The following is a 16,919-nucleotide window of genomic DNA, read 5'->3' on the forward strand; positions in this document are numbered from 1 at the left end:
TTCTATCTCTTGTTTTGCAGCTCGTCCGCCATGGCGCACAGCTGCCGCAGCCGGTAGTTGACCCCCGAGCGGGAGAGCGGCGGATGGAGCGCCTGCGCCAGCTCGGAGAGGGGCATGTCCGGGTTTTGCAGCCGCAGCCGCGCCACCTCCCGCAGCCCCGGCGGGAGGGATTCGATCCCGACCTGCCGCTCGATCAGCCGGATTTTCCCGATCTGGGCCGCGGCAGCCGTCACCGTCTTGTCGATGTTGGCCGTTTCGCAGTTGGTGATCCGGTTGACCTTGTTGCGCATGTCCTTATAGATTTTGACATTCATCACTTCCAGTGCGGTGTTCCCCGCACCCAGCATGGTGAGGACGTCCTCGATCGCCTCGCTGGACTTGACGTAGAGCAGCCGCGCTCCCTTGCGGGTGGTGTGGTTATAGCGGATGGAGAGCTTTTGCAGCAGCACGCCCAGTGATTGGTCTGCCAGCGCATGGTGGGCGACGAACTCAAGATGATAGCTCTTTTGCGGGTCGGAGATGTTTGCGCAGCTCAAAAACGCCCCGCAGAGCACCCCATGCAGAAACTCGAGGTCCCGTTCCTGCCCGGGGTCGCACTCCAAAAACTTCTGGTAGAGCGGGGCAAAATACTGCTGCACCGCCCTGCGGTCTTCGAGCGAATCCACCGTGACGATGAAAAGCTTGCGCTCGTCCCGGGTGATCTGCTCGGTGACGGTAATAGAGGTGCGGATCTCCACCAGCTGGTAGATCAGGCTGGAATACAGCTTTGCCACCTGCCGGTTTTCGGTATGCAGGCAGATGGTCCCCTCTTCAAAATTACGTCCGAAGAGCAGCATTCCAAAACAGACCGCCCGTTTCTTTGGGTAGATAAAAGGACGGTTTTGACAAATTTCTTTTTTCAGCGAGGACGAAAAAGACAAGGCTCCCCCATTCCTTCCTTTGGCTTTAAATTCCCAGCATTTTGACCTCGCATTCGAGGGAGTAGCCGGTTCTTTCCTTTACGATCCGCTTGACGTCTTCAATCAGGGCCAGCATTTCGGCGCAGCTGGCGTGGTCGTAGTTGATCAGAAACCCCGCGTGCTTTTCGCTGACCATCGCCCCGCCGACCCGGTAGCCCTTGAGGCCGCATTGGTCGATCAGCGCGGAGGCATAGCTCCCCTGCGGGCGCTTAAAGGTGCTTCCCGCGCTCGGGTACTCCAGCGGCTGCTTTTGCCGCCGGCGCGCCTTGAGCTCCTCCATGCGCGCCCCGATCGCTTCAGGATCGCCGGGCATGAGGGCAAAGGCCGCGCTGACGATACAGGCATCCTCACCAGTATACCGGCTGTGGCGGTAGGATAAATCAAGCTCATCTGCTGTAAAGGCAGATAGCTTTCCATCTTTATCAATGTGGCTCGCCGAGCGGATGACATCCTTGATCTCCCCGCCATAGGCCCCGGCATTCATATAGACCGCCCCGCCCACGCTCCCGGGGATGCCGAAGGCGAACTCCAGGCCGGTCAGCCTCTTTTCGAGAGCGAAGCGGCACAGCCTGTCGAGGCTCGCACCTGCCTGGCAGAGGATGACGCCGTCCTCTGTTTGCTCCATCTCACCCAAGCTGCCGGTCAGCGCCAGCACCACACCGCGCACCCCGTTATCAGAAACCAGCAGGTTGCTCCCCCGCCCGATGATGGACAGCGGACAGCCCTCCTGCCTGATGGCGGGAAGCAGCCGTTCGAGCTGCGCCAGGGAGCTAGGGATCAAAAACAGGTCCGCGGGCCCTCCGATTTTGAAGCTGGTGTGGTTTAACATGGGCTCGTTTTCCCGGAAGGCGCAGCCTTCCCGCTCGCAGAGCGCGATAATATCGGCGTATTGGCTCGGCATGATTACCTCCATATCAGGCCGGGTCCAACGCCCGGCATATACGGCTTTTGGCCCGGCCGGGCCAAAAGCCGTTTTTTAGCAGTATATGCTTATAGGGTGCCCAAAAATGCGGCGCCGATGATCCCCGCGTCGTTGCCGAGGGTGGCCGCCTTGATATCGGCCTCCTTGGCCTTATCGCCGATCAGCGAATGGGTACGGCAGTATTTGCGCACCGGCTCGAGCAGGGTGTCCCCCTCCTTGCAGAGCCCGCCGCCGATGAGCACCAGCTCGGGCTGAAGCATGCTGATGTAGGTGGTGACGGCATAGCCCAGGTAGTCGCAATACTGCCGCACCACCTCGGCTGCGGCCGGGTCCCCGGCGCGCATCCCATCGAAGGAGGTGCGTCCGGTTGCCTTGGCGGGGTCGCCGCCGCAGAGCCGCCACATCACCGACTCCGGGTAGCGCTCCATCTGCTCTCTCGTCTGGCGGATCAGGGCGGTGGCGGAGCAGTACATTTCGATGCATCCACGGCGTCCGCAGCCGCAGGGCAGCCCGTCGTAGGCCATCCCGATGTGCCCCGGCTCGATCCCAACATGCTCCATCCCGCGGATCTTGCCGTCCAGGATGATCGAGCCGCCGATCCCGGTCCCGATGGTGACCAACACCACGTCGCGGTAGCCCTTCGCCCCGCCGCAGAGGACCTCCCCGAAGGCCGCACAGTTGAGGTCCCCCTCGAGGAATACCTTCTCCGGGAAGCGCTTCTTGAGCAGCCGCAGCACCGGGGTGTTGTGGAAGTCGAGGTTGTTCGAGAGGATGATGGCATCCTTCTGCCTATTGATGATCCCCGGGCAGCCGACGCCGACCCATTCTACGTCGGAAAACGTCAGCCCCGCGTCGTCCAGCGCCAGAGCGCAGGCGCGCCGGATGTCGTCCATAATCGCCCCGGGGTCGCGGGGCGCCTTGGTCGGCAGCTTTCCCCGCCCGATGATCTCATAGTCTTCAGTCACCACACCGACCGCTATGTTGGTCCCGCCCAGGTCCACGCCCAGATATGTTTTCATGTGGTCGTTCTCCCTTTTTGCTTATTCAAAGATGCGGCCGGTCTTTTCGGTGATCAGGTCGGCGAACCGCCGGTAATCGGCGTTGACGATCAGCTCCTCGGGGAAGTCGATCTCTTCGAGCATGCGCAGCGCATTGGTGTGCTCCCCGATCGAGGCCCAGAAGTGCGCGTCCGAGTTGACCACCACCGGGATGCCGTATTTTTTGCAAAGCAGCGCGATGGTCCTACAGTTTTCCGTGCTCCCCGGCCGGTTACCGAAGGAGTGGGAGTTGATTTCCACAATCTTGCCGTACTCCCCGCAGGCCTTGATAACCGTCTCATAGTCGAAGACGTACCGCCCGTCGCCGGGATGGCCCAGCACGTCGACCTGCGGGTTCTTGAGCACCCCCATCCAGGCGCTGGTGTGCCCGTCAAAATCGCTCGGCTGGTAGACCGGGATATGCATGGAGGCGATCACCCACTCCAGCTTGGAGAGGATTTTATCGCTGACATCGAGCTCTCCATCGTTCCCAATGATATTCACCTCGCAGCCGCGCAGCAGGTGAACGCCAAACAGCTCGTCCGGTACGACGCCCATGTTGGTGAAATAATATTCGTGCGCCGCGTGTGGCATAAGGCCGGTGTGCTCGGTGCTGCCCAAAAAACGCAGCCCCCGCTCGCTCGCCGCCTTGAGGTTTTCCGTCAGGGTGCTGTAGGCATGCCCTGAAACCACGGTATGGGTATGCGTATCCGCAATGGTATGAATCAAAATCGTATCCCGCTTTCTATAGATTGTCCCACTTAAAAGGCGTCCCACATGCTGACGTCGGTGCTGTCCTCCGGGTCGGCCATCCCGACCTTTTCCAGCAGCTCCTGCGCCGCGTTGTAGCCCATCTTCTTCTGGCGGTTGTTCATCGCCGCCACCTCGATGATGATGGCCAGGTTGCGCCCCGGCTTGACGGGAATGGTGGTGGAGGTGACCGAGATGCCCAGGATTTCGGTGTATTCGCTCTCCATGCCCATCCTGTCGTAGACCTTCTTCTTGTCCCAGGGCTCGAGCTGGATGATCATATCGATCTTTTCGGTCATCTTGACCGCACCCATACCGAAGATGCGCCGCGCATTGATGATCCCGACGCCGCGCAGCTCGACAAAGTGCCGGATGTTTTCCGGCGAGGTGCCCACCAGGGTGCGGTTGGAGACCCGGCGGATCTCCACCGCGTCGTCGGCGATCAGCCGGTGCCCGCGCTTGACCAGCTCGATGGCGGTCTCGCTCTTGCCGACCCCGCTCTCGCCGAGCAGCAGGATCCCCTCGCCATAGACCTCGACGAGCACCCCGTGGCAGGTTTGCCGGGGTGCCAGCTCGACGTTGAGGATCGAAATCAGCCCCGACATAAAGGCGGAGGTCCCCTCGTTGACCCCGAGCAGCGGCACCTCGTACTTCTTCGCCGCCTCAATCATTTCAGGAAACGCGTCGAGCGCGCGCGAAACGATCACCACCGGAGGCTTGTAGGAGAAAAACTTGTCGCAGCTCTCCCGCAGCCGTTCCTTGCCGATCTGCTCGAGATAGGCGATCTCGCTTTTGCCGATGATCTGGATCCGGCTGCGGTCGAAGAAGTCGAAGAAGCCGCTCAGCTGTAGTCCCGGCCGGTTGACGTCGGCCGAGGTGATCGCAATGTCCTTGGGCTCGCATGGAATATAGAATACCTGAAGGCCGAATTCCTTCATCAGCTTTTCCAGAGAGACCGAATAGGTAATGCTCATTTGTACCTCCATTCCCTGCCGGGAACCACCGCCCGGCAAACGGGCCTCTTTCCTATGATGTCCCAGCCCCCTATGCCCATGAAAGCGGGGGCAAACTATCTATATAATTATACCGTAGAACACCGGCTTATTCAATTGAAAAATGAAAAAACCATGGTATAATAAGTAAGGAAACATCGAAAGCTGAACAAACCTATGGTGATGAGTTTTGAATGCTCATCATTTTTGGTGTATGGGCAGAAATTGGCGCCCTCAGCGCCGGAGGGAGGAACGAAATGCGAGTCGCTTTATTCACCGAAACCTATCTGCCGCACGTCAACGGGGTCGTCACCCACGTCAAAGCGCTCAAAGAGGGGCTGGAGGCAATGGGCCATACCGTGCTGGTGGTGACCGCCAACTCCAAAACCAGGAAGCATTATATCAAGGACAACGTGCTCTACTGCCCCGCCCACAAGGCGAGCAAGCGCTTTTACGGGTTCGACCTGGCTCCGGCCGTCAGCCGCACCCGGCTGCACTTTGTGGAGGACTTCGATCCCGATATCATCCACATCCACAACGAATTTGGAATCGGGCTTTCCGGGATCGGCATCGCCAAGATCCTGCATGTGCCCCTGGTTTACACCCTGCACACCATGTACGACGAGTATATCTACTACGTCGCGCCCCGGCCGCTGGTCGGGATCACCCGCCGGATCTCCCACAAATACTTCAAAATTTTTGCCAAGACCGCCAACGAGGTGACAGGCCCCTCGGCCAAATGTCAGGCCTATGTCAAGGAGACGGGGCTCGACAAGCTGGTCAACGTCATCCCGAATCCGGTGGAGCTGGACATCTTCTCCCCCGAGCAGATCACCGAGGAGGACAAGCGCGCCTTTCGTGAGCGCTATCATATCCCAATGGACGACACCATCGCCATCTTTGTCGGCCGGCTCGGACGGGAAAAGAGCGTGGATGTGCTGCTCGACTTTTGGGCGAAAGAGATCCGTCCGGATGACCATCTCCATCTTGTGGTGATCGGGGACGGCCCGGTGCGCGGGGAGCTGGAAAACCAGGCGCAGGAACTCGGGATCGCCGGGATGGTGACCTTCACCGGCAAGGTGGAGCACACCGACCTGCCGCCCTATATCGCCTCGGGCGATGTGTACGTCACCGCCTCCCTCTCGGACACCAACTCGATTTCGATGCTCGAGGGGATGGCCGCCGGCCTCCCGGTGCTCCAGCGGTACGACGAGCTCAACCAGGACCAGGTCAAGGAGGGGCTCAACGGCTTTGTCTTCCACGACGCCAAGGAGATGGCCGCCGAGCTGCGGCGGGTGCGCGCCATGAGCGAGGAGGAGTTGCAGCTGCTCAAGGCCTCGGTGCGCCAGTCGGTCAAAAATTCGGGCGCTCAGAACTTGGCCAACTACCTGTGCACCATCTATACCCGGATCTTGAGCCGGGACGATCAAGAAACGAAATAGGAGTCTATATCATGCTGAAAAAACAAAGCTATGACGTGGCAATCATCGGGGGCGGAATCGGCGGGCTGATGGCCGCCTGGCGCCTCTGCGAAGCGAATCCTTCCCTGAGCGTCTGCCTGCTGGAAAAGGGCAACCCGATCGAGAAACGCACCTGCCCCATCGTGACCAAGAAGGTATCCAGCTGCGTGAAGTGCCCTTCCTGCGCCATCATGGAGGGGCTGGCGGGAGCCGGCGCCTTCTCGGACGGGAAATACGTCATCTCCACCGAGTACGGCGGCTGGCTGACCGAGTTTTTGCCGGATGACACGGTGCTCGACTACATCGAACAGGCGGATCGGATCCTGGTCTCCTTCGGGGCCACCACCGAGCGCTTCCAGCCCAACAACGAGCTCAAAAAGCTCTGTATCCAAAACGACCTGCACATGAGCCAGGCGCAGCTCAAGCACCTGGGCACCGACTCGAACTTTGAGACGATGCGCCGGCTGATCGTGGCGCTCGGCGAGCGCTGTGAGATCGCCACCAACACCGCTGTGACCGACGTGGAGCGGGAGAGCCACACCATCCGCTACGCCGGCCGGGACGGCGAGGGCGCCGTCAAGGCGCAGCACATCATCTTCGCCGTCGGACGGGTGGGCAGCCGCTTTTTCTCCGACTGGTGTGAAAAGAACGGGATCAGCCTCACCAACAACCAGGTGGACGTGGGGGTGCGCGTCGAGCTGCCCAGCGTGATCTGGGAGGATTTCTCCAAAAAGATATACGAGCCGAAAATCTGGTACCGCTCCAAGCAGTACGGCGACACCACCCGGATGTTCTGCTTCAACGACCGGGGCAGCGTGGTCACTGAGAACACCGGCGGGGTGCTCACCGTCAACGGGCACAGCTACCGCGAGGAGAGCCGCAAGACCCACAACTCCAACTTCGCCCTGCTCTCCACCATCCGCTTCACCCAGCCCTTCGAGCGGCCGATCGAATATGCGCGGCATGTGGCGAGCCTGGCCAACCTCATCAGCGGCGGCAGCGTGCTGGTACAGCGCCTGGGAGACCTCGAAAACGGCCGCAGAACCGACGAGAGCCGCCTGCGGCAGTCCACCACTGTCCCGACGCTCAGCGCCGTCCCGGGGGATTTGAGCCTGTGCATGCCCAAGCGCCAGCTGGACAACATCATCGAGACCCTGCATGCGCTGGATTCTGTCTCCCCCGGCACCTCGAACTACGATACCCTGCTCTACGGGATCGAATGTAAGTACTACTCCGCCCGTCCCCAGTCGGAGGACTTCGAGCTGCAGGGCTGCAAGGAAATCTATGCGGTGGGCGATGGCGCGGGCTTCACCCGTTCCCTCTCCCAGGCGGCGGCCAACGGCCTGTATGTCGCGGACAAGATCGGCAAACGATAAGAACCCGTCTAAAAAGCCCCCGGAAGCGTTGCTTCCGGGGGCTTTTCCTATGTATCCCTTATTCTCCCTGACGGCGGATGACGCCGACCGGGCAGACCTCTATGCATGCGCCGCAGCCGGTACATTTCTGCGGGTCGATCCGCGCGAGATTGTCCTCGACCTTGATGGCCTCATACTCACAAGTTTTCTGGCACTTCATGCAGCCGATACAGCCGTTTTTGCAGACCTTGCGGGTATAGGCGCCCTTGTCGGTGCTGGTGCAGGCGACGTAGACCTTGGCGCGCGCCGGGACGATCTGGATCAGATGGTCCGGGCATTCTCTCGCGCACATGCCGCAGCCGGTGCACTTCTCAGGGTCGACCACCGCCACCCCGTTTTCGACGTGGATGGCGTCATACTGGCAGACCCTGGTGCAGTCGCCGAAGCCAAGGCAGCCGTGCGAGCAGCTGCGCCGCCCCTGATAGAAGGAGTTGCAGGCCGCGCAGGTCTTGAGCCCCATGTACTCCATGACGTACTGGGAGGTTTCCAGCGTGCCGCAGCAGTGCACCTGGGCGACCTGCTGCTCGACGTCGGTGAAGCCGACGCCGAGAATTTCGCTGCACTTCTTGGCCACCTCGGCGCCGCCGGGGGTGCACAGGTTGGTCGCCGCCTCCCCAGAGGCCATCTTGGCGGCATACTCCTCGCATCCCGCAAAGCCGCAGGAACCGCAATTGACGCCCGGGAGCGCTTCGCGCAGGTTGGCGACCGTCTCATCCTGCTGCACGGCAAAGAACTTGGAGGCAAAGGAGAGCACCAGCCCGAGCAGCAACCCGAGCCCCGCGACGATCGCGACCGGTAAGATATAAACTTCCATTCGTGTGAATCCTCCTTAACCGAATATTCCTTCGACGACGCCGGAAAATCCCATGAACGAAAGCGACACCAGCGAGGCCGCGATCAACACGGAAGGCATCCCCTTGAAGAAGTGGGGCAGATTGGCGCTCTCGACCCGCTGGCGCACCCCGGAGAAGAGCACCATCGCGAGCAGGAAGCCGACGCCGATCCCGAAGGCGTGCACCATCGACTGGGCAAAGGAATAGCCGTTGTCGATGTTCAGGATGGTGACGCCGAGCACCGCGCAGTTGGTGGTGATCAGCGGCAGGTAGACGCCCAGCGACTTATGCAGCGCGGGGATATAGCGCTTGAGGATGATTTCGACGAGCTGGACCAGCGCGGCGATGACCAGGATAAACGCGACCGTCTGCATGTAGGCAAGGCCGTTGGGCTCCAGCAGATAGGTGTAGATCGGCCAGGTGACCGCGGTGGCCAGGCAGAGCACGAAGGTGACCGCCAGGCTCATGCCGACCGCGGAATCCAGCTTCTTGGAGACGCCCAGGAAGGGGCAGATGCCGAGGAACTGCACCAGGACAACGTTGTTGACCAGGATTGAGCTGAACAGGATAATAATCAGTTCGTTCATTGTGCACAGCCCCCTTCCGAAGCCTTCTGGCAGGCGGATGCCGAGGGACACCCGGCGCATCCGGCCGCCTTGCGCCTAAGGATTTTACCCTTGGAAATCCAGTTGGCAAGGGCCACCACAAAGCCGAAGGTCAAAAAGCCTCCCGGCGGCAGGGAGAACATCGCGATCGGGCTGACCGACTCGGGCAGGACCTGCAGCCCGAACCAGGTGCCCGCGCCCAGGATTTCGCGGATCGAACCGATCATCAACAGCGCGATGGTGAAGCCCAGTCCCATGCCCAGCGCATCCAGCGCGGAATCGAGCACGCCGTTTTTGCTGGCGAACATCTCGGCGCGCCCGAGGATGATGCAGTTGACCACGATCAGCGGCAGGAAGATTCCCAGCGCGCTGTCGATGGCCGGCGCGTAGGCCTTGACCAGGAACTGCACAATGGTCACGAAACCCGCGACAATGACGATATAGCAGGGGATGCGCACCTTGTCGGGGATCACCTTTTTGAGCAGGGAGATCACCACGTTGGAGCCAAGCAGCACCAGCGTCGCGGCGACGCCCATGCCGATCCCGTTTTGCGCCATGGTGGTGACCGCCAGCGTCGGGCAGGTGCCGAGCAGCAGGACCAGAACGGGGTTCTCCTTGATGATTCCCTTAGTAAAGTTTTTCATCGTTGCCATTCTTCCCTCACTCCTTTCCCGACTGGCTGGTCTCGATGGCGAGACGGATGGAATTCTTCAGCGCATTGGAAGAAACGGTCGAGCCGGAGATGGACTCCACCTGCTCGGGGTCGCTGACCCCAAAGAACTGGGCGGTGTACTCCGAGCCCATGACCCGGCTTCCGAGCCCCTGGGTCTCGCTGTTCTGGAGCACCTTGACCCCGGAAACGGTGCCATCGGTCTTGACACCGGTCATCACGACCACCGCGCCGCCGTAGCCGCTCACCGAGGTCTGGACCACCTTCCCCACCCCGTTCTGGGCGGTATAGAGCTTTAAGACCCCTTCGGGCAGCGCGTCGGTGGTCTCCGTAAAGGAGTCGGCCTCGGGCAGGACCTCCATCAGGGCCTCCTGCGCCTGGCGGCGGCTGTTTTCCTCAATGATGGGATTGGTGATCCCATAGGTCACGCTCAGGGCGGCGGAGACCACCAGACAGATGATGGTCAGCACCGCGGTGGGCAGAACAAAATCCTTCACGAGCTTCATGCCTGCCCCTCCTTTGCTTTGTTTTTCTTTTGCGCCTTCACCGCGGCGAAGGGGGTGAGGCGGGTGAGGTTGTTGATGTGCGGGACCAGGATGTTCATGAAGAGAATGGAGAAGGACGCGCCCTCAGGATAACTGCCGAACACCCGGATGAGCATGGTGATCAGCCCGCAGCCCAAGGCGAAGATGACCTTCCCCCGCTCGGTCGCCGGGGAGGTGGTATAGTCGGTCGCCATGAAGAAGGCGCCGAGCACCACGCCGCCCGAGAGCAGATGGAAGATGGGGTCCACCCCGAAGAGGAGGGAGAGCACGGCCACCGTGCCCAGGTAGACCACCGGGATGGTGGGGGTGATGACCCCGCGCACGATCAGGTAGAGGCCGCCGAGCAGCAGCGCCAGAATGGCGGTCTCGCCCAGGCATCCGCCCCGCAGGCCGAAGAGCATGTAATGGTAGGGCGGCATCATGAGCATTTTCCCCTGGGCGAGCAGGGGCAGCGGGGTTGCGCCCGAAACCAGCGCGATCCCATCGTTGGTGAGCTTGGGGATGACCCAATCGGTCATCGGCGTGGCGAACGAGATCAGCAGAAAGACGCGCGCCGCGATGGCGGGGTTGACGAAGTTCTGCCCTATCCCGCCGAAAAGCTGCTTGACGATCACGATGGCGAAGAAGGAGCCGATCACCGCGATCCAGAAGGGAAAGGTCACCGGGAGGTTGAAGGCCAGCAGCATGCCGGTCACCACCGCGCTGAGATCGGAAATGGTATTCTCCCGCTTCATCAGCGCCCGGGAGGCATACTCGAAGACCACGCAGGAGAAGACGCAGACCACCGTCAGCAGCAACGCGCGAAAGCCGAAGATGAAGACGGAGCAGAGCAGCGCCGGGACCATGGCGATGATCACGTCGAGCATGATCCGCTGCGTGTTCACGGGGGACTTGATATGAGGGGACGATTTGACAATCAGTTTTTCAGCCATTCCTTACTTCCCTCCCGTCTTTTTCTGTTCGGCGAGCAGCAGCTTTTTGCTCAGCCGGTTGACCATCACCAGCGGCCTGCGCGCCGGGCAAATATAGGAGCAGCAGCCGCACTCCATGCAGAGGTTGACCTTGAGCTTTTTCAGTGTTTCCAGGTCGTGCGCCTTATAAGCCGCCTCGAAGCTGGCGGGCATGAGGTGATACGGGCAGGCGCGGATACACCTCCCGCAGCGGATGCAGGCGGTCTCCTTGAGGTTTTCAGCGTCCACGCTGTCGAACGCGAGCACGGCGTTGTTGTTCTTGACCACCGGGTATTGGTCGCTGTAGACGCTCAGCCCCATCATCGGCCCGCCCATGATCAAAAGCTTCGGCTCGCTCTTGTAGCCGCCGCAGAAGCCGATCACATCCTCATAGGTCGTGCCGATCAGGGCGGTGACGTTCTTGGGCTCGGCCACGGCCGAGCCGTCCACCGTCAGGTTCTTTTCAATCAGGGGCATGCCGGTCTTTATGTACTTGGCGATGAAGGCGACCGACGTGACGTTCGAGACGATGATCCCCACGTCGCTGGGCAGCTTCCCTTCCGGGATGACCCGCCCGCAGGTCTCATAGGCGATGACCTTCTCGGCCCCCTTGGGGTACTTGTCGTCCAAGGCCACCACATGGTACCCTTCCAGCGTTTCGCAGCGCTTTTGCAGCAGCTCGATCGCCTGGGGCTTGTTCTTCTCCACCCCGATGTAGACGTTCTGGATGGTGAGGTATTTCTTGATCAGGGCGATCCCCGTAAAAAGATTGTCGGTGTCGTCCATCATGGTGCGGAAGTCGGTGGTGATGTAGGGCTCGCACTCCGCGCCGTTGACCACCAGGGTGTCGACCTCGTCGACGTTCTTGGGATTGAGCTTGATGAAGGTCGGGAAGCCGGCGCCGCCGAGGCCCACCAACCCCGAAGCCTTGACCGCTTCCAGGAAGGAGGCGGTGTCGTTTACCTCGGGCGGGCGGACCGACTCGTGTACCGTCTGCTCACCGTCGGTCTCGACCACCACGCAGGTCGCGCGGGACGAGTTGACGTTGATGATCTCCCCGAGCTCCACCACCTGCCCCGAGACGCTGGAATGGACCGGCGCGCTCATGAAGGCGGTGCTCTCCCCGATCAGCTGGCCGACCTTTACCGAGTCGCCCTTCTTGACCAGGGGCTGGCAGGGCGCGCCCATGTGCTGCTGCATTGAGATGTAGACCTTCCCCGGAACCGGCATGCGCACGGGCGGCAGCTCTGCCGTATTCTTGTAATGCGGCGCATGTACGCCGCTCAGGTGCTTACTTTGGAACAAAGCCACTTCGCTGAAACCTCCCTGTTATTTATCGGATGGGCCGCCGCTGCGGCCGATCGAACAAACGCTTGAGATAGGGCTCCAAAGAAAGATAGATACTTCCGGTCAGAAGCCCTGTCAGAATACCGGCCAAGAGAAGCACCGGCAGATAGTAAAGCAGATAGTGATTGCCAATCAGCAGCGCCGCCACGGCGAGCTGCGCTGTGTTGTGGGAAACGCCGCCCAGCACGCTCAGAAGCCGGCAGCCGACGGTTACACAGGCACTGCCGGCGAGCAGCGCCATCACGGCGACCGAGAGCAGCCCGCCGCTGAGACTGAGCAGCGAGGCGACAGCGCCCCTGGTCAGCAGGACGAATCCCGCCTTGAGCAGCGCCAGCAGGAACGCCTCCCGGCGGCCGAGGGAAAGCATGGCGAAGATCACCACGATGTTGGACAGCCCCGGCTTGATCCCGGGCGGCAGGGCCATCAGCCCCGCCAGGAAGGACTCGAAGAAGCTCAGCGTCATCGCCAGCGAGAAAAGCATCCCCATAAGCGCGACGGTGCGCACCCGGCTTTGATCCCGCTTCATTCCCTCGTCCCTTCCCCGATATAGTGAAATTGGTACTGGTCCTTCCCGCTGTTGGGCGTGAGAGACCCGTACAGCCTCTCGGAGACGTAGACATTAAGCGCCTCGTCCACGGCGATCACCGAATAGTCCTCGCTGTCCATCTGACGCAGCGTCTCTTCCTTCCCCGCGACGAAGAGCGCGGTGGAGAGGAAGTCCGCCAGCGCCCCATCCTCGGAAACAACCGAAACCGAGATCAACCCGCCCCGCGCCGGATACCCGGTGCGGGGGTCCAGTACATGGTGGTAGCGCACGCCGTCCCGCTCGAAATACCGCTCGTAGTCCCCGGTGGTGGCCATGGTCAATCCCCGCAGCGGCAGGGTGGCGATATACTCGCTGCCCTCCCCCCGCGGGTCGCGTATCCCGAAGAGGAAGTCCTTCCCGCTGTCCGGATAACGCCCGCGCACCGCCATGTTCCCGCCCAGGGAGGCGTAGCCGTTTTCGATCCCATATTCGTCCATCACCGAAAAGACCAACTCGCAGGCGGCGCCCTTCGCGATCCCGCCCAGGTCCACCGCCTGGCCCTCCCGGCGCAGCATGGCCGTTTTCGCCTGCCCGTCCAGGACCAGGTCGCCCGCATCGATCAGCGGCAGGGCGCTTTCGATCTCTTCCCGCCCCGGCACCCGCGGATGCTGTGAGGTCACCCCCCAGAGCAGAGAGAGCGGCGCAACGGTGATGTCAAAGGTGTGCTGTGAAAGGAGGCTGTATTCCTTCGCCCGCTGCAGCAGCCCGAAGGTCTCCTCGTCCATCTCGACCGGTTCCTTCCCCGCCGCGGCGTTCAGCCGGGCTATGGGGCTCTGCTCCCGGTAGAGGGAGATGTTCTCCTCATACTGCTGTAAGTGGGTGACCAAGGCTTCCGCCGCCTCTTGGGCCCTATCGCCGTAAAACTTGATACTCACAAAGGTATCCATCAAAAAGGCGGTGGTCTGATAGGAACGGCCGCGCCGCCAGGAGATGACCGAGGCGCCGATCACCAGCGCCGCAGCCATCACAGCGGCTGCCGCCGTGATGATTTTGCGTCCTCTGGGCAAAGCGTCCCCTTCCTTCCTCCAGCAAAATCGGCCGGCAATACCAATACCGATTATAACGGGTCTGATCCACCGGTGTCAAGGCGGGGAAAGAACACCTGCCAGCAAAAAACAGTGAGCAGATTGCTCACTGTTTTTTGTGAAAATACTATCAATTACTCTTTCTCTTCGGCACAGCCTTCGCAGCCACAGTCGCAGGACTCGCAGTCTTCGATATCGAACTCGAGGTGCTGCCCACAGCTCGGGCACTCGATCTCGCCCTCGCAGAGCATGTCGTAGTCCATGCAGATCTCTTCGCCGCAGCTCGGACAGGTGACCTCGTAGAGCTCCTCGTCCTCGTCGTCGTAATCCTCGTCGCCGTAGAAGTCCTGCTCCAGGGTGTCCAGGTCCTCGTCCACAGCCTCAAGCTGCTCACAGACCTCGTCGAGACCGTCCTCGACGTCCGCTATGCTGAATGCCATATCATCGAGCACGTCGATGATCGCCTTTAAAAGTCTGCCCTCGTTGCTCTTCTCGTCGATCGACATCCCCTCGCTCAGCCCGCGCAGGTATGCGACCTTTTCGGTAATGGTCATGATCCAACCTCCTTATTCATTTTTATCCAAACCAAACCAAAATTGGGTTATGCGCGCTCCATATACTCGCCGGTACGGGTGTCGATCCGGATCACGTCGCCCTCATTGATGAAGATGGGCACCCGGATTTCCGCCCCGGTTTCCAGGGTAGCGGGCTTGGTGACGTTGGTGGCGGTATCCCCTCTCACGCCGGGCTCGGTCTCGGTGACCTCGAGCTCCACAAAGAAGGGCGGCTCCACGCCGAACACGTTGCCCTTATAGGAAAGGATCTTGACGTCGGTGTTCTCCTTGACGAACTTGAAGTTGTCGCCCAGGACCGACTCGTTGATCGGGATGTTCTCATAGGTCTCGTTGTCCATGAAGTAGTACAGCCCGCTGTCGTTGTAGAGGTACTGCATCTCCTTGCGCTCAACAAAAGCGGTCGGGAACTTATCGGTGGGGTTAAAGGTCCTTTCCGTCACCGCCCCGGTGATCACATTGCGGATTTTGGTGCGCACGAACGCGGCGCCCTTGCCGGGCTTGACGTGCTGGAACTCGATAATCTGAACAACGTTTCCGTCCATCTCAAACGTAACGCCGTTTCTGAAATCGCCTGCTGATACCATAGAATTAAACCTCCATGCGTATTCAAATTGTAATACCCTGTAAACATTAATAGTTTATCTTAATTTTCTAATTTTTGCAAGGGTTTTATACATTTTTACAGGACAATCAGTTCCTTGGGAGATTTGGTAATATCGATACAGCCGTTTTCGGTGATATAGACCGTGTCCTCAATCCGGCAGCCGAACCGCCCTTCGAGGTAAATCCCCGGCTCCACCGTCATCATCATCCCAGGCACGCAAACGGTCTCGTCGGTCGGGTTAAAGCGCGGGTCCTCATGGATCTGCACACCCAGGCTGTGCCCGAGCCCGTGCCCGAAGCAGTCGCCGTAGCCGGCCGCCGCGATCAGGTCGCGGGCCACCGCGTCGATCTTGTTGCAGGGCTCGCCCGCCTTGATCGCATCGATCGCCTTCAAATTGGCCTCGAGCACCTTGTCATAGACCGCCTTCATGTCGTCCGAGGGCTCCCCCACCGCTATGGTGCGGGTCATGTCGGAGTGGTAGCCTTCGATCAGGCAGCCGTAATCCATGGTGATGAAATCTCCGTTTTGCACCACCCGCTCGCCGGGCACGCCGTGCGGCAGGGAGGAATTGGGCCCCGATACCACGATAAACTCGAAGGACGGGCCCTCCGAGCCGATTTTGCGGGAATAAAATTCCAACTCCAGGGCGATTTCCCGCTCGGTCTTGCCGGGACTAATATAGTCGAGGATATACTCGAAGCTGCGGTCGGTCAGCTCCTGCGCCTGGCGGATCAGGGAGAGCTCGTGCTCGTCCTTGATCATCCGCTGCTCGGTGATGACTGCATTGACCCTATCGTCGGTCAGGATCTCGCACTCCGGCAGCATGCGGCAAAAGGAGGTGTACTCCTTTACCGAGCAGTTTTCACTCTCCAGCGCGATCCGCTTGACCCCGTGCTTCCCCGTCAGCTGCCGCAGCTGCTCACCGAGCTTTTGCTGCAGCAGGACCTCGCATCCCTGCGCCTTCTTTTTGGCGACCTCGATGTAGCGGAAGTCGATGATAAAATATGCCTTCTCCCGCAGAACCAAGAGCGTCCCCGCACTCGAAGCGAGTCCGGTGTAATACAGGCGGTTGTGCTCGCTGTTAAGGATCACCGCATCGACGTCCTGTGGCAGACGGCTCATTAACGTTTCAAGTTTGCTCATCATGATGACCATTCCTTTCTCGGGAAAATCATGCCCCTGTCTATAATTGGGCAATCATTACTGGATTAAACTTTGCAAAGCGGACACCGCCAGAAGATAGCTGTATTTTCCGAAGCCCGCGATCGACCCGGCACAGACCGGCGCGATCACCGACTTTGCGCGGAACTCGTCGCGCGCGTAGACGTTCGAGAGGTGGACCTCCACGCAGGGGATGGTCAGCAGCGCGATCGCATCCCGGATGGCGTAGCTGTAATGGGTGTAGGCCCCGGCGTTGATCACCACCCCGTCGCAGGTCTCCCGCGCCTCGTGCAGCTTGTCGATGATGGCCCCCTCGTGGTTCGACTGGAACACCTCGCACTCGAACGAGCATTCCTGCGCACGGGATACGATCTGGCGGTTGATGCTCTCGATCCCCTCCCGGCCGTAGATGTCGGTCTGCCGCACGCCGGTCAGGTTGATATTCGGCCCGTGAATCACCAAAATTTTCTTCATAAATATGAT

19 protein-coding genes are annotated in these 16,919 nt (G+C 60.4%); 2 read left to right on the forward strand and 17 right to left on the reverse strand.

Going from position 1 to position 16,919, the window contains the following annotated elements; genetic code table 11:
• Positions 1–2: 2 nt before the first annotated feature.
• The 5 genes from whiA to hprK form a co-directional block, all read right to left on the reverse strand.
• Entirely contained in the window at positions 3–836 is an 834-nt protein-coding gene (whiA, locus tag EDD78_RS03945; RefSeq protein ID WP_132084047.1) for a DNA-binding protein WhiA, read from the reverse strand.
• A 109-nt stretch (positions 837–945) separates the two neighbouring features.
• Positions 946–1,860 carry a UDP-N-acetylmuramate dehydrogenase gene (murB, locus tag EDD78_RS03950; RefSeq protein WP_132084048.1) on the reverse strand — a complete coding sequence of 305 codons (915 nt, stop codon included), beginning with the start codon at positions 1,858–1,860 and terminating at the stop codon, positions 946–948.
• A gap of 89 nt (positions 1,861–1,949) precedes the next feature.
• Positions 1,950–2,900, reverse strand: a complete 951-nt coding sequence (locus EDD78_RS03955; protein ID WP_132084049.1) for an ROK family protein — start codon at positions 2,898–2,900, stop codon at positions 1,950–1,952.
• 21 nt (positions 2,901–2,921) lie between these two features.
• Entirely contained in the window at positions 2,922–3,647 is a 726-nt protein-coding gene (locus EDD78_RS03960; RefSeq protein WP_242942158.1) for a phosphatase, read from the reverse strand.
• A gap of 32 nt (positions 3,648–3,679) precedes the next feature.
• Positions 3,680–4,642: an HPr(Ser) kinase/phosphatase gene (hprK, locus tag EDD78_RS03965; RefSeq protein WP_079699289.1), complete on the reverse strand. Its 963-nt coding sequence runs from the start codon at positions 4,640–4,642 to the stop codon at positions 3,680–3,682.
• A 275-nt stretch (positions 4,643–4,917) separates the two neighbouring features.
• Here hprK and EDD78_RS03970 point away from each other — a divergent pair, with 275 nt between their 5' ends.
• Together EDD78_RS03970 and EDD78_RS03975 are read left to right on the forward strand one after the other, a co-directional pair.
• Complete coding sequence (locus EDD78_RS03970; protein WP_132084050.1) at positions 4,918–6,102, forward strand: glycosyltransferase; 1,185 nt, start codon at positions 4,918–4,920, stop codon at positions 6,100–6,102.
• Between the two features lie 11 nt (positions 6,103–6,113).
• Positions 6,114–7,496 (forward strand): NAD(P)/FAD-dependent oxidoreductase, encoded by a 1,383-nt coding sequence (locus tag EDD78_RS03975; RefSeq protein ID WP_079699287.1) that lies wholly within the window; start codon positions 6,114–6,116, stop codon positions 7,494–7,496.
• 58 nt (positions 7,497–7,554) lie between these two features.
• On the opposite strand, the gene EDD78_RS03980 is transcribed toward EDD78_RS03975, so the two are convergent.
• The 12 genes from EDD78_RS03980 to aroQ form a co-directional block, all read right to left on the reverse strand.
• Complete coding sequence (locus tag EDD78_RS03980; RefSeq protein WP_079699286.1) at positions 7,555–8,349, reverse strand: RnfABCDGE type electron transport complex subunit B; 795 nt, start codon at positions 8,347–8,349, stop codon at positions 7,555–7,557.
• A 15-nt stretch (positions 8,350–8,364) separates the two neighbouring features.
• Positions 8,365–8,955 (reverse strand): electron transport complex subunit RsxA, encoded by a 591-nt coding sequence (rsxA, locus tag EDD78_RS03985; RefSeq protein ID WP_079699284.1) that lies wholly within the window; start codon positions 8,953–8,955, stop codon positions 8,365–8,367.
• On the reverse strand, positions 8,952–9,626 hold the full coding sequence (rsxE, locus tag EDD78_RS03990; protein ID WP_079699283.1) for an electron transport complex subunit RsxE: 675 nt from the start codon (positions 9,624–9,626) through the stop codon (positions 8,952–8,954). The genes rsxA and rsxE overlap by 4 nt, the downstream gene beginning before the upstream one ends.
• A gap of 7 nt (positions 9,627–9,633) precedes the next feature.
• Positions 9,634–10,149: an RnfABCDGE type electron transport complex subunit G gene (locus tag EDD78_RS03995; protein ID WP_079699282.1), complete on the reverse strand. Its 516-nt coding sequence runs from the start codon at positions 10,147–10,149 to the stop codon at positions 9,634–9,636.
• Complete coding sequence (locus EDD78_RS04000) at positions 10,146–11,120, reverse strand: RnfABCDGE type electron transport complex subunit D (RefSeq protein WP_132084051.1); 975 nt, start codon at positions 11,118–11,120, stop codon at positions 10,146–10,148. Before EDD78_RS04000 ends, EDD78_RS03995 begins: the two co-directional genes overlap by 4 nt.
• A gap of 3 nt (positions 11,121–11,123) precedes the next feature.
• Entirely contained in the window at positions 11,124–12,449 is a 1,326-nt protein-coding gene (rsxC, locus tag EDD78_RS04005) for an electron transport complex subunit RsxC (protein ID WP_079699280.1), read from the reverse strand.
• A gap of 22 nt (positions 12,450–12,471) precedes the next feature.
• The gene (locus EDD78_RS04010) at positions 12,472–13,011 is read right to left on the reverse strand and encodes a Gx transporter family protein (protein ID WP_132084052.1); all 540 of its coding nucleotides are present in this window, start codon (positions 13,009–13,011) and stop codon (positions 12,472–12,474) included.
• Entirely contained in the window at positions 13,008–14,078 is a 1,071-nt protein-coding gene (locus tag EDD78_RS04015) for an FAD:protein FMN transferase (RefSeq protein WP_132084053.1), read from the reverse strand. Before EDD78_RS04015 ends, EDD78_RS04010 begins: the two co-directional genes overlap by 4 nt.
• A 152-nt stretch (positions 14,079–14,230) precedes the next feature.
• Positions 14,231–14,650, reverse strand: coding sequence for a CD1247 N-terminal domain-containing protein (locus EDD78_RS04020; RefSeq protein WP_079699276.1), 420 nt, complete (start codon positions 14,648–14,650; stop codon positions 14,231–14,233).
• Between the two features lie 47 nt (positions 14,651–14,697).
• Positions 14,698–15,255: an elongation factor P gene (gene efp / locus EDD78_RS04025; RefSeq protein WP_079699275.1), complete on the reverse strand. Its 558-nt coding sequence runs from the start codon at positions 15,253–15,255 to the stop codon at positions 14,698–14,700.
• Between the two features lie 95 nt (positions 15,256–15,350).
• Positions 15,351–16,421 (reverse strand): M24 family metallopeptidase, encoded by a 1,071-nt coding sequence (locus tag EDD78_RS04030; RefSeq protein WP_132084054.1) that lies wholly within the window; start codon positions 16,419–16,421, stop codon positions 15,351–15,353.
• 54 nt (positions 16,422–16,475) lie between these two features.
• Positions 16,476–16,910 carry a type II 3-dehydroquinate dehydratase gene (gene aroQ, locus EDD78_RS04035; protein ID WP_079699274.1) on the reverse strand — a complete coding sequence of 145 codons (435 nt, stop codon included), beginning with the start codon at positions 16,908–16,910 and terminating at the stop codon, positions 16,476–16,478.
• Positions 16,911–16,919: the final 9 nt, after the last annotated feature.

This window comes from Harryflintia acetispora (assembly GCA_004340125.1).
Lineage (GTDB): Bacteria > Bacillota > Clostridia > Oscillospirales > Ruminococcaceae > Harryflintia > Harryflintia acetispora.

Bases quoted from the DNA above. Each gene is read 5' to 3' on its own strand.
- EDD78_RS04020 (WP_079699276.1), bottom strand. From the start codon at position 14,650: ATGACCATTACCGAAAAGGTCGCATACCTGCGCGGGCTGAGCGAGGGG.
- EDD78_RS03975 (WP_079699287.1), top strand. From the start codon at position 6,114: ATGCTGAAAAAACAAAGCTATGACGTGGCAATCATCGGGGGCGGAATC.
- EDD78_RS03955 (WP_132084049.1), bottom strand. From the start codon at position 2,900: ATGAAAACATATCTGGGCGTGGACCTGGGCGGGACCAACATAGCGGTC.
- rsxE (WP_079699283.1), bottom strand. From the start codon at position 9,626: ATGGCAACGATGAAAAACTTTACTAAGGGAATCATCAAGGAGAACCCC.
- aroQ (WP_079699274.1), bottom strand. From the start codon at position 16,910: ATGAAGAAAATTTTGGTGATTCACGGGCCGAATATCAACCTGACCGGC.
- efp (WP_079699275.1), bottom strand. From the start codon at position 15,255: ATGGTATCAGCAGGCGATTTCAGAAACGGCGTTACGTTTGAGATGGAC.
- hprK (WP_079699289.1), bottom strand. From the start codon at position 4,642: ATGAGCATTACCTATTCGGTCTCTCTGGAAAAGCTGATGAAGGAATTC.
- EDD78_RS03970 (WP_132084050.1), top strand. From the start codon at position 4,918: ATGCGAGTCGCTTTATTCACCGAAACCTATCTGCCGCACGTCAACGGG.
- whiA (WP_132084047.1), bottom strand. From the start codon at position 836: ATGCTGCTCTTCGGACGTAATTTTGAAGAGGGGACCATCTGCCTGCAT.
- EDD78_RS04010 (WP_132084052.1), bottom strand. From the start codon at position 13,011: ATGAAGCGGGATCAAAGCCGGGTGCGCACCGTCGCGCTTATGGGGATG.
- murB (WP_132084048.1), bottom strand. From the start codon at position 1,860: ATGCCGAGCCAATACGCCGATATTATCGCGCTCTGCGAGCGGGAAGGC.
- EDD78_RS04030 (WP_132084054.1), bottom strand. From the start codon at position 16,421: ATGATGAGCAAACTTGAAACGTTAATGAGCCGTCTGCCACAGGACGTC.
- rsxA (WP_079699284.1), bottom strand. From the start codon at position 8,955: ATGAACGAACTGATTATTATCCTGTTCAGCTCAATCCTGGTCAACAAC.
- EDD78_RS04000 (WP_132084051.1), bottom strand. From the start codon at position 11,120: ATGGCTGAAAAACTGATTGTCAAATCGTCCCCTCATATCAAGTCCCCC.
- EDD78_RS03995 (WP_079699282.1), bottom strand. From the start codon at position 10,149: ATGAAGCTCGTGAAGGATTTTGTTCTGCCCACCGCGGTGCTGACCATC.
- EDD78_RS03980 (WP_079699286.1), bottom strand. From the start codon at position 8,349: ATGGAAGTTTATATCTTACCGGTCGCGATCGTCGCGGGGCTCGGGTTG.